The following is an 11908-nucleotide window of genomic DNA, read 5'->3' as shown; positions in this document are numbered from 1 at the left end:
ACCCTCCTTTTTCTTCAGTCAATTCATTATACAATAATTAAATTGAAATATTCAAAAATTAAATTAGTATCCTTGTGTTTGACGCTGATGATTTACTTCATTTTTATCTAAATATGCTTTTTCAATCTCTTCTTGCTCAAATTCAAGTGCTTGTCCAAGTCGAAGATAGCTCGTAAATAATTCAATATAGTTTGTAATAGATGGTTGATCTGTAAAACGAATTACTTTCGCATATGTGTCTAAGAAAATTTCCACTTGTGTTTTATTCGTTTGTGCACATTTATAGAATAGGAAGTTTTTATCAATACCTAAATCAATTCCGATTGATAAAATAAAATGCAAACCATCTACGTACTCTTCTAATATCACTTCACGCTCCGAAGCTGGTTTGTTGCTCCAATATTTAAAACAACGTGTTTCATTTGCAAGTTCTCCAATTTCTACAAGAAGAGCTAACATTTTTTCTTTTAACAATTTTTTCGGTTGTAAGTCATGTTCTTTTGCAATACGGTCATCTAATTCTTTTTGTAATTTAAATAGTTGTAGTAAGTCCATTCTATTGTCCTCCTCCAACATCGCATTTTACGCAACAATGTTGTTTCATCTCAAAGTTCATTATTATGTTTCAGTTCTTATGAATAAGTCAGCTATCTACCTCTTTATAAAATAGCTTGTCCTTAATTTACAAATACGTTTCAGTCATCGCTCTTAAATTGTTCATCTGATGAAAGTTCCATATCATCTTTCCATTATAGCAGTGTCGTTTCGGCTAGGAAAGATACTCTTCTTTCCAAAAGAGCAGAATTAAAAAAAGCCAGGAGTATTCTCCTGACTTCATATGTATATTCTTCTATACTGCTATAACTTTTATATTGATTTTGTCATATTGATAACAACATAGTCGTTAATCTTTAGAATTTCTTTCACTTCTAACTTCTATTTGAATACAAATAAAAAACCTTAGAAGAAAATTCTTCTAAGGTTTCAACTAATTAATTAGTTAATGTTGTTTTTTGCAACTGTTGCTAATTCAGCGAAAGCTTTTTCGTCATGAACAGCTAAGTCAGCAAGCATCTTGCGGTTAACTTCGATGCCAGCATTTTTAAGACCGTGCATTAAGCGGCTGTAAGAAAGACCATTCATACGAGCTGCTGCGTTGATACGTGTAATCCATAATTTACGGAAGTCACGTTTCTTTTGACGGCGGTCACGGAATGCATACATTAGAGATTTCATAACCTGTTGGTTAGCAACCTTGAATAATGTATTTTTTGAACCGTAGTAACCTTTTGCTAATTTAATTACTTTTTTACGACGTTGACGAGTAACTGTACCACCTTTTACTCTTGGCATAATATTACCTCCTAATTGTTCTATATATCAGCCGAACTTATTTTAAGTTGTCAAGCATTTGACGAATGCGTTTGAAGTCACCAGCGCTTACTACACCAGCTTTACGTAGTTTACGTTTAGCTTTTGTAGATTTGTTAGCGAATAAATGGCTTGTGTAAGCGTGAGAACGTTTCAGTTTACCTGATCCAGTCTTTTTGAAACGCTTTGCAGCGCCGCGATGAGTTTTTTGTTTAGGCATAGGTATTTCCTCCTCTATCTATTACTTATCGTTTTTCGGTGCTAAAACTAAGAACATACTGCGTCCTTCCATTTTAGGCTTAGATTCAACTGTACTAACTTCAGCACAAGCTTCTGAGAAGCGATCTAAAACACGTTGACCGATTTCTTTATGAGTAATGGCACGTCCTTTAAAGCGAATTGACGCTTTAACCTTGTCGCCTTTCTCTAAAAACTTGATAGCATTACGAAGTTTTGTGTTAAAGTCGTGTTCATCAATTGTTGGACTTAAACGAACTTCTTTCATGCTAATTACTTTTTGATTTTTGCGCTGCTCTTTTTCTTTCTTCTGTTGCTCAAAGCGGAATTTACCGTAGTCCATAATGCGGCATACTGGCGGTTTCGCATTTGGAGCAACTAATACTAAATCAAGATTAAGATTTGCAGCTAAGTCTAAAGCGTCATTACGAGACTTGATTCCAAGTTGATCGCCATTTGCGCCAACTAAACGTACTTCACGTGCACGAATTTGCTCGTTAATCATCATATCCTTGCTAATAGTAAGCCACCTCCAAGGTTTTCTCAGAACATATTTTGTAGTCATAGAACCCGAACAAAAAAAGTGCGGGCATACGACACCCACACTTGTAAAATCTTAAGTAAGAAATACATTTACCTGTTAACTGCGAATGCGTCCATCAGGTGAGAAGCGGGTGCTTCTACTTGTTCCACAAAACAATATTCTATTATCCTTGATGAGTTTATCATAGGACATGACGTCTGTCAAGAAGACGCGATGTGTTTTACTAACAACAAGAAATATTGTAACAAACAACTAACATACTTGCAATACTTTTTTATGATAAGTGTTACATGGTTATTTTTTCTAATTTCTCTCGAGTATATTACATAAAAAAGCCGCGGTATACCGCGGCTTTTTCTTATCGTTTTCCTTCTACTTTAATCATGTCAACAAAAGCATCTAATGCGATTGTTTCTGATTTTTGTTCACCATATTTACGTACGTTTACGCCGTTTTCAGTTACTTCATTGTCACCTACTACAAGCATGTACGGAATTTTTTGCATTTGTGCTTCACGGATTTTGTAACCGATCTTCTCTTCACGAGTGTCTAATTCAACACGGATACCAGCACGACGCAATTCGTCTTGTACTTTCTTCGCATAGTCTAAATGTACTTGCGGAGAAACTGGAATTACTTGTACTTGAACTGGAGCTAACCATGTTGGGAATGCACCTTTGTATTCTTCAATTAAGAAGGCAACAAAACGTTCCATAGTTGATACAACACCACGGTGAATTACAACTGGACGATGTTGTTTACCGTCTTCACCAACGTATGATAATTCAAAGCGTTCTGGAAGTAAGAAGTCTAATTGTACAGTTGAAAGTGTTTCGTCTTTTCCAAGAGCAGTACGAACTTGAACATCAAGTTTTGGACCGTAGAATGCCGCTTCACCTTCAGCTTCATAGTAATCAAGACCCATTTCATCCATAGCTTCTTTTAACATACCTTGTGCTTTTTCCCACATCTCATCATCCGCATAATACTTTTTAGTATCTGCTGGGTCGCGGTAAGATAGACGGAATGAGTAGTTCTCTAAACCGAAATCTTTGTACACTTCTAGAGTTAAGTTTACAACACGTTTTAACTCTTCTTTAATTTGATCTGGACGAACGAAAATGTGCGCATCGTTTAAAGTCATTCCACGTACACGTTGTAATCCAGATAACGCACCTGACATTTCATAACGGTGCATTGTTCCAAGTTCTGCAATACGGATTGGTAATTCACGGTAGCTGTGAATATCATTTTTATAAACCATCATATGATGAGGACAGTTCATTGGACGAAGAACTAATTCTTCGTTATCCATTTCCATTGATGGGAACATGCCATCACGGTAGTGGTTCCAGTGACCAGAAGTTTCATAAAGCTCTCTGCTCCCTAGTACTGGAGTATATACGTGATCATAGCCTAAGCTTGCTTCTTTATCAACGATGTAACGCTCGATAATGCGGCGGATTGTTGCACCTTTTGGTAACCAAAGTGGTAAACCTTGTCCTACTTTTTGGCTATTAGTAAATAGTTTTAATTCTTTACCTAATTTACGGTGATCGCGCTCTTTCGCTTCTTCAAGCATACGTAAGTGCTCATCTAATTCTGCTTTCTTAACGAATGCAGTACCGTAAATACGTTGTAGCATTTTATTATTGCTATCGCCGCGCCAGTAAGCACCTGCAACGCTTAATAATTTAAACACTTTAATTTTCCCTGTAGATGGAAGGTGAACACCACGACAAAGGTCGAAAAATTCGCCTTGCTCATAGATTGAAATAACTGCATCTTCTGGAAGATCGTTAATTAAATCTAATTTTAACTCATCGCCGATTTCTTCAAAGCGACGAATTGCTTCTGCACGTGGTACTTCATGACGAACGATTTCTAAGTTCTCGTTCACGATTTTTTGCATTTCTTTTTCGATTTTCTTGAAGTCTTCAACTGTAATTGCTTCTTCCATATCAATATCGTAGTAGAAGCCATTTTCAATTACTGGACCAATGCCAAGCTCAACCTTAACATCTTTATATAAACGTTTTAACGCTTGTGCTAAAAGGTGGGCTGTTGAATGGCGTAAAATATATAGGCCATCTTCAGAATCTAATGTAATGATAGAAACTGCACCATCTTCTTCGATTGGTGTAACAAGATCGATCATCTCATCGTTTAATTTTCCAGCTACAGCTTTTTTCTTTAAGCCTGGGCTAATAGAAGCTGCGATTTCTTCAGTTGTTACGCCTTTTGGAAACTCCTTCACAGCTCCATCAGGGAAAGTAATTTTAACTACATCTGCCATCACTGGTCACTCCTCTTTTTCTCAAAATAAAAAACACTCATCCCGTAAAAAGGGACGAGTGTTGAATTCGTGGTTCCACCCTTGTTCCAATTAACATAATTGTTAATTGCTCAAGTTCAACATAACGGTGTTGTCCGTTAGCAATTACTAGAAAAACCGTTCACTGCTAAAGTTTAGAGGTGGTAAGTAATAATCCCGTACTAGGAAGCTCACACCCTAAGGCTTCCCTCTCTGAAAATCGTAGAAAACTACTCATGTCCTCATCATGACATTTCAATATATTTCATTTATGTAGGTAATTATATGCTCAAAAACTTAGAAAATCAAGGGCGTTACCTTTATTTTTTAAATTTTTCACATTGCGCTCAAAATCATGTAATCCATGTAATTGGACCCGTTCTTGGAACACATTTCGCAAAGTAATAATCATATTATGGTCTTGTTCTTTCGTATATAAATAAATCTTTTTAGGCGAAATAGAAAGAAGCGGCGCAATTACTTTCGTATCAATATATACATCATTTTGCTTTAATAATTCCTCATCTATATATTGGACCAACTTCTCCTGTTTTAAACGTCTACCTTTATCATCATAAAAGATAAAGCTTTCATCAAAAATAAGATGCACGCAAGACAAACGTGATTTACGGCTACTTACTTGTTGCCGAAGCGTCTCAATGAACATTTGGTATTCTTGCTCCATCTTATATTCATCAATTGCCACTTCCGCAAGTTTAGCCACCATTTCCCTATATGTACGAAGACGAAAACGGATATATGATGAAAACGAGAATGAGAGCGGATCACAAAGCCAATTATTTAAAGAAGACTTAATATATGACTCAAATGCGTTACGCGTTAAATCCTGAGCTACACCTTTTCTTCTTCCCTTTAAAATCTCATGTGCCATGTGCAATATTTGATGACACTCTTCTTGTTCTTCATAAAAAAACTTTTCTTTTAAAATCGTATAAATCCACTCATTTTGTTTCACATTCACAATGAAATACACCATTACTGGCAATAAGATTTTTTCAATATAATTCGATTCACGTACTGGTATGTGAATCACCACTTTTTGTTCCTGTAAATACACACTCGTTTCCTTATATAACACTTCCGCTCTTTTCAGCAATTGTCTATATACGTGCATAGCATCATTTTTTTCTTCGAAGCAAATTTCAATCACTTTTGTCCCCCCTTTTATCCCCGCTCTAAAGGACTGTATCTATACGTTACAAATCCTATAAGAGTCCGTCCCGCGTGAATTTCACTCTTAGTAGAATCACATTTCCTATCGTTAGAAAATCCACTCAATATGGCTTGCTAATTTTATATATATTAAGGGAGGGAGAAAAAAATGATACAAGCTACTATGAATTTTTATTGTATACTTTACTTATCAATAAAAGGGGGTATCTGAATGTTTGAATATAAATTCATAAAAGTCGAATTACATTGGGGGTTCACTCGCTCAAAACCAGCTGAAGACTACCAAGAAATTATTCAAGAACATGCTAGAGATGGCTGGAGGTTCGTACAGATTGTTGCCCCTACGTTTGGCAGTTCTGGACAACCTGAATATTTCGATCTCATATTCGAAAAGAAAATATCACTATAATACAAAAAAAGAGCAAGCTGAGAAGCTTACTCTTTTACTTATGACGACGGTTTTTCCCACCAATTGGAATTGGTTTCGCTAAATATTTAATTCTTTCCATAATACGTGCTGCTTTCATTTCTTCAGCCTCACCACGCTGCGTATACGTTAAATGGTGTTCCAGTTGTTTAAAATCAAAATTAGACGTAAAGAACGTCGGTAAGTTTTCTAACATACGGAATTGCAAGATTGCACCAAGCACATCGTCACGCACAAAGCTTGACATCGCTTCTGCCCCGATATCGTCTAACATTAAAACTTGTACGCGTTTAACCGCATCAATCTTTTCACCAATCGAATTATCTTGAATTGAACTTTTAATTTCACGTAAAAATTCCGGGAAGTATACGAGCATCGAACTTATTTTCTTTCGAGCAAGCTCGTTCGCTATTGCTCCTAAAAGGTACGTTTTTCCTACACCAAATTTACCGTACAAATATAAACCTTGTGCTTTTTTACCTGGTTCATATGTACTTAAAAATTCATTCGCTGCACCAATTGCATCGATACGTGCATTTAAATCAGAAGGGTCTAAGTTTTCCATAGTTGCCTGCAAAATATCCGTTGGCATATATACACTTTGAACGAGTTTTTCATATTTCTTTCTCTCGTCATGCGCTACTTTTCTAACGCAGCGATCGTATTGAATATCAATCATCTTCCCTTGAATAACAAGCTTTGGCTCATAACCTTGTAGCATATTTTTACATGAACCTAAATCCGGACAATCCACGCAACCTACACTTTGTCCAATATATTCATATAACTTCACAAGACTGCGCTCAATCATAGAAGTCGTTACTTCACCCTTATGTTCGTCTATAAATTCTTTCACACGCGGATGCGCCATTACTTCTGCCTTTAGTACTTCATATCTATTTTTAAAGTTTTCATTTTCCATTAATTTTGCAAATGAATTTTGAATATGCTCCATTTTCTCACCTCAAAGAGCGTTCATTCTCTTCTATTAATCACGCTTATATTTTTTTAACACTTCTTCTAGTCGTTTTCTTTCATCTTCTAGCGTACTTGCATCTTTTTCTACACTTGTATCTTTCTTCTCTGTTTCTTTCTCTTGTTCTTTCGGCTCTTCTTCCTTAAGCCAATCTGGCACCATTTCTTTCCGCACCGTTTTCTTCGCCGTACGGCCTTTTTTCTTCGTCTCAGCCCACTCTTGATATTGACGGTTCTCTTCTTTCGCTAACGCCATCGCGTCCGCTACTGTACCGACCTTTTTACGTGCCCAATGCCCAGCAATCTTCTCGACATACGTTTTCGCAAGTTTCATATCTGAGCGTAGCATAACGTAATAAATAAGTACATTCACAACTCCTGGTGTCAATTTTTGATTAATCATGACATCTTCAACGATCTGCAAGTCCGCTTTCGTTGCCTCTGCACCACCAGAAATCTCTTTCAATAGTTGTTTTGGCGAGATTTCCTCTAGCTGCTTTATTAACATCTCCTCTTGCGATGAAGGCTCTTTCTCTTTCATCGTACGTGCAGCATGAGGCTGTACTCTTTCACTTAATACCGGTAATGCTTGACCATTTTCAAATTGATACCAATCGCGCGCTCCTTTTCTAAGCCTTTCCGTATCAATTGTTTGCATCTCTGTCACTGCACCAAGAACGATATTTTGCATCGATAACACATCTACACCATACACGTAAGCAAGTGTTATAACGCAGTCTCTCACTTGATCTGTAATCGCCTTTTTAGGAACAAGAGCGGACAATCCATCTACAAATAAAGAGAAATCAAAGAAATCATTCCAAACTTTCGGAGCGTCTCCCTTCTCGTTACTTGGCATAGTTGTCGTTTTTGGAATACGAAGGTCTTCTTGCGCATGCTCAAGCTGTCCTGGATTAAACGAACCAAACACATCATTGAAAGAACGCGTAACATTTTCATAAGAAGCAAAATCAAATTCTTCTTCTAAGAAATATTGCTTTACTTGATTATATTTTGTCCGGCTCAATCGATTGTATAAAAAGATACTTAAAACAATATCATCAAAAAACTGCTTCGGAGATAAAGGTGGTTGCAACTCATATATGAACATTCGAATATCTTTTTCTTTCTTAATATATACCTTCAATAGCCCAATTGCCTCTAACTTTACTCGTTCCTCATATATTTCAGGAAGTTGCATTTGCATAGTCACCATAAGGGAATGATGCGTATTCTCTTTTCCAAATACACGATCTTGCTCTAGCTCTCCCCATAGTGTCATGTATAAGCTAAAAGCTCTACTACCTATTAACGGCTGATACAACATCGTTAACACTTTTCGGTCGTAATTGTGCAGTAGCCCTTTCGCACTTACTTTATAACGATCAATCGGCAATAGCTCCATCCATGACTGTTTTTCCATTCTTGCTTTTCCTTTCTCTCATCCAATCTATCCTCTACTTCATTCGTTCTATCTTCATTATATAAATTCTTAGTGAAAAAGAGCTATTAGCTTGCGCTTCTAGCTCTCTTATCCTATTACTTACGGTATGTAAAGAGAATAAAATACAACTTCTACTCTCTTTCTTTTTGCAGTATATCTTTTAATTCTTCAATAAATACATTTAAATCTTTAAATTGACGATATACAGAAGCAAAACGTACGTAAGCAACATCATCAATATCGCGAAGTTCTTCCATGACAATTTCACCAATCATATCACTTTTCACTTCTGATATACCTAAATTACGCAGTTCACGTTCCACGCTTTGTGTTACTTCTTCTAATTGTCTTAAAGATACTGGTCTTTTTTCACACGCTTTAATTAAACCACGTAAAATCTTTTCTTTATTAAACTCTTCTCGTGTGCCTTCTTTTTTTACAACGATAAGAGGTGACTCTTCTACCCTTTCAAAGGTCGTAAAGCGACTTAAGCAGCTTTCACACTCTCTCCTTCTTCGAATAGAGCGCCCCTCGTCTACCGGACGCGAATCTAACACTCTTGTACCATTATGAGAACAGGATGGACAACGCAATACATTCACTCCTTTACACTATACTCTTTATTTTTCTCTACTCACTTCACCTAAAATATATATACAATATTATATAACTCATTCTAACTCTCTTACCACTTTAAGTTTCAGCGCATCACTTTATCATCTCATCCTTAAAAATAAGATGGTATATAGAGCACTACCTCATTTGCAAGAATCCAATTTATTCAACTAACGAGTACGTTATATTTTTCCTTTTTTATAAACTAAAAAAGAGGTGCATTATACACCTCTTTACATTTTAAATCAATTATGTTCTTTTTTAAAGAGCTTTTGTTTCTCTCTGCTTAATTTCGAAGCTACCAGTTCCTCGAGGAAGCTCGATGCTCTCACGCGTTTTCGCGTTTAAACCTTCTGCAATATATTCTGCAGCAACATTTGGATCAATACGATCCCCACAAGTATAAACATCAATACTTGCGTAACCGTGCTCCGGAAAGCTATGAATTGTTAAATGTGATTCCGAGATAATTACTACTCCACTTACACCTTGTGGTGCAAATTTATGGAAAGCAACCTCACGCACTTCAGCACCAGCTTTTAGTGCTGCATCCACAAATAATTGTTCAATATACGGCATGTCATTCAGTTTGTCGAAATCGCAATCCCAAAGTTCAGCAATCACGTGACGACCCATCGTATCCATAGTATCCATTCTACAGTTCCCCCTTGTAAATTTATTCTAACTGTTCGAATTGAAAACTAATTTGCAATTTGGCTTGCTCCACTACCACGGGGGAAAGTTAGTCCAGAGAGGTCCTAACCCTTTAAGTAGTGACTACGTACCTCAGCTCTTAAGTTTACGAGTGTTAGTATACTTTGTTTATTTTCATTTTGCAACAACAGTTTTTTCGATTTTCTGTCATATTTTCCTCTTTACTTTTCCCTAAAAAAAATAAACGATTCACAAATGCAGTAATCACAACGCTTCGTGGTATGTCCACTTTTTTAAATATACTTATATAATTTTTTTCCTTTTCAGAAAAAATTAAAAAAAGAGGGCAAATGTTGCCTTGCCCTCTCCTCCCTTATTCACTTAAATGTGTTGCACATTTTCTTGTTTCGCTAACTCTTCAACAACTAACGTTACAAGGTCTACAACACGACGAGAGTAGCCCCACTCGTTATCATACCAAGCAAGTACTTTCACTTTACGATCACCCATTACCATTGTAGATAAACCATCAATAATAGCTGAGTGTGTATTTGTATTAAAGTCGATAGATACTAAAGGCTCTTCGCTGAATTCTACAATACCTTTTAACGCACCGTTTGCAACAGTTTTGAATGCATCGTTAATGGCTTCAACTGTCACATCGCGTTTTACATCTACTACTAAATCAACAAGAGACACGTTTGGTGTTGGTACACGAAGTGCCATACCATGAAGTTTTCCGTTTAAATGTGGAAGAACTTTTGCTAGCGCTTTCGCAGCACCTGTCGTTGTCGGAATGATTGATTGTCCGCAAGCACGTGCTCTTCTTAAATCTTTATGTGGGTTATCAATATTTTTTTGGTCATTTGTATAAGCGTGAACTGTCGTCATTAAACCGTTTTCAATTCCAAACTGCTCATCTAACACCTTCACAACAGGCGCTAAACAGTTTGTTGTACAAGATGCATTTGAAATAACAGTATGTTTTGTAATATCTAATTGGTCTTCGTTCACACCAACTACAATTGTTACATCTTCATTTTTACCAGGCGCTGTTAAAATTACTTTTTTCGCTCCAGCTTCAACGTGAAGAATTGCTTTTTCTTTTGAATTAAATTTACCAGTTGCTTCAATTACAACTTCAACACCTAAATCTGTCCAAGGCAATTCCTTTGGATCGCGGTTGTTTAAAAGGCGAATCATTTTTCCATCAACTAATAAGTGATCTTCAAATGCTTCTACTGTTCCGTCAAACTTGCCATGAACTGTATCATATTTAATTAAGTGTGCTAACGTTTCAGATGGATAGCTTGCATTGATTGCTACAATTTCGAATGCGCTTTCTTTTATTGCTTGACGAAATACCATTCTCCCAATACGTCCAAATCCATTAATTGCCACACGAGTCATAATATGTTATCCCCCTTGAATGCGTTATACTATTTATCTCCAATCCCAATAATAGTATAACACAAAAAGGGGATATGTCACTAAGCATTTTCATTAATTTCGCAATTTTTTAGTCAATAATGTTCCACTTCTTTAAAATTACCTGCAATTGTGTTTTCGTTCCCATAATTGTGCCATCATTATTTATCACTTCATCTGCATTTTTCACTTTTTCTTCTAACGGCATTTGAGATTGAATACGAGCTGTTGCTTCTTCTTCTGAAAAGTTATTTCGTTTCATTAAACGTTCTAATTGCGTATGCGGCTTAACCGCTACAACTAAAATGCGGTCAACGAGACTTGTTAATTTGCTTTCAAATAAGAGAGGAATATCTAACACAACCGCTTGCATACCTTCTTTTATGTACATTTCCTTTTGCCTATTCATTTCCTCACGCACTGCAGGATGAACAATTTTATTTAACTGCAATCGTTTTTCTTCATTATAGAAAACGACACTTCCTAGTTTTGGACGATCTAGTTCTCCATCTTCTTGTAACACTTCCGTTCCAAATACTTCTACTATTTTGTTATATGCTGGTTTTCCTCGCTCTACAACTTCTCGTGCAATAATATCTGCATCAATAACTGGTATGCTCAGTTCACGAAACATTTGAGACACTGTACTTTTTCCACTTGCAATGCCTCCTGTTAATCCAATTACTACTGTCATCATAATCCTCC

Annotated in this window: 13 protein-coding genes and 2 other annotated features; of the genes, 1 reads left to right on the top strand and 12 read right to left on the bottom strand. The window is 36.4% G+C overall.

What is annotated here, in order from left to right; translation table 11 throughout:
• Positions 1-63: 63 nt before the first annotated feature.
• The 6 genes from ACK1U5_RS16755 to ytxC form a co-directional block, all read right to left on the bottom strand.
• A complete protein-coding gene (locus tag ACK1U5_RS16755) occupies positions 64-555 on the bottom strand; it encodes a dUTP diphosphatase (RefSeq protein WP_000365050.1) in 492 nt (163 codons plus the stop codon).
• Between the two features lie 441 nt (positions 556-996).
• Positions 997-1353, bottom strand: coding sequence for a 50S ribosomal protein L20 (gene rplT / locus ACK1U5_RS16750; RefSeq protein ID WP_001138362.1), 357 nt, complete (start codon positions 1351-1353; stop codon positions 997-999).
• 37 nt (positions 1354-1390) lie between these two features.
• Positions 1391-1591 carry a 50S ribosomal protein L35 gene (rpmI, locus tag ACK1U5_RS16745; protein WP_001125945.1) on the bottom strand — a complete coding sequence of 67 codons (201 nt, stop codon included), beginning with the start codon at positions 1589-1591 and terminating at the stop codon, positions 1391-1393.
• A gap of 21 nt (positions 1592-1612) precedes the next feature.
• On the bottom strand, positions 1613-2116 hold the full coding sequence (gene infC, locus ACK1U5_RS16740) for a translation initiation factor IF-3 (RefSeq protein ID WP_000973215.1): 504 nt from the start codon (positions 2114-2116) through the stop codon (positions 1613-1615).
• A 63-nt stretch (positions 2117-2179) separates the two neighbouring features.
• Positions 2180-2300 (bottom strand) — a sequence feature (ribosomal protein L20 leader region).
• Positions 2301-2510: 210 nt separating this feature from the next.
• On the bottom strand, positions 2511-4448 hold the full coding sequence (gene thrS, locus ACK1U5_RS16735) for a threonine--tRNA ligase (protein WP_000786083.1): 1938 nt from the start codon (positions 4446-4448) through the stop codon (positions 2511-2513).
• Positions 4449-4495: 47 nt separating this feature from the next.
• Positions 4496-4724, bottom strand: a binding site (T-box leader).
• 31 nt (positions 4725-4755) lie between these two features.
• Positions 4756-5637, bottom strand: a complete 882-nt coding sequence (gene ytxC, locus ACK1U5_RS16730; protein WP_000569629.1) for a putative sporulation protein YtxC — start codon at positions 5635-5637, stop codon at positions 4756-4758.
• A 234-nt stretch (positions 5638-5871) separates the two neighbouring features.
• On the opposite strand from ytxC, the gene ACK1U5_RS16725 reads away from it, so the two are divergent.
• On the top strand, positions 5872-6069 hold the full coding sequence (locus ACK1U5_RS16725) for a DUF4177 domain-containing protein (protein WP_098682678.1): 198 nt from the start codon (positions 5872-5874) through the stop codon (positions 6067-6069).
• A gap of 34 nt (positions 6070-6103) precedes the next feature.
• Here ACK1U5_RS16725 and dnaI read toward each other — a convergent pair whose 3' ends face one another.
• The 6 genes from dnaI to coaE all read right to left on the bottom strand — a co-directional run bounded on the left by dnaI (position 6104) and on the right by coaE (position 11897).
• Entirely contained in the window at positions 6104-7042 is a 939-nt protein-coding gene (gene dnaI, locus ACK1U5_RS16720) for a primosomal protein DnaI (RefSeq protein WP_000400104.1), read from the bottom strand.
• A gap of 33 nt (positions 7043-7075) precedes the next feature.
• On the bottom strand, positions 7076-8485 hold the full coding sequence (locus ACK1U5_RS16715) for a replication initiation and membrane attachment family protein (protein ID WP_000415029.1): 1410 nt from the start codon (positions 8483-8485) through the stop codon (positions 7076-7078).
• A 152-nt stretch (positions 8486-8637) separates the two neighbouring features.
• A complete protein-coding gene (gene nrdR, locus ACK1U5_RS16710) occupies positions 8638-9099 on the bottom strand; it encodes a transcriptional regulator NrdR (protein ID WP_001203687.1) in 462 nt (153 codons plus the stop codon).
• Positions 9100-9382: 283 nt separating this feature from the next.
• A complete protein-coding gene (speD, locus tag ACK1U5_RS16705) occupies positions 9383-9766 on the bottom strand; it encodes an adenosylmethionine decarboxylase (protein ID WP_098413228.1) in 384 nt (127 codons plus the stop codon).
• Between the two features lie 390 nt (positions 9767-10156).
• On the bottom strand, positions 10157-11185 hold the full coding sequence (locus ACK1U5_RS16700) for a glyceraldehyde-3-phosphate dehydrogenase (RefSeq protein ID WP_000198974.1): 1029 nt from the start codon (positions 11183-11185) through the stop codon (positions 10157-10159).
• Between the two features lie 109 nt (positions 11186-11294).
• Positions 11295-11897 (bottom strand): dephospho-CoA kinase, encoded by a 603-nt coding sequence (coaE, locus tag ACK1U5_RS16695; protein ID WP_000219315.1) that lies wholly within the window; start codon positions 11895-11897, stop codon positions 11295-11297.
• Between the last annotated feature and the right edge of the window lie 11 nt (positions 11898-11908).

Source organism: Bacillus sp. XB1 (assembly GCF_053557995.1).
The sequence above is the reverse complement of the archived record's forward strand: the minus strand, read 5'-3'. Positions and strand labels throughout refer to the sequence as shown.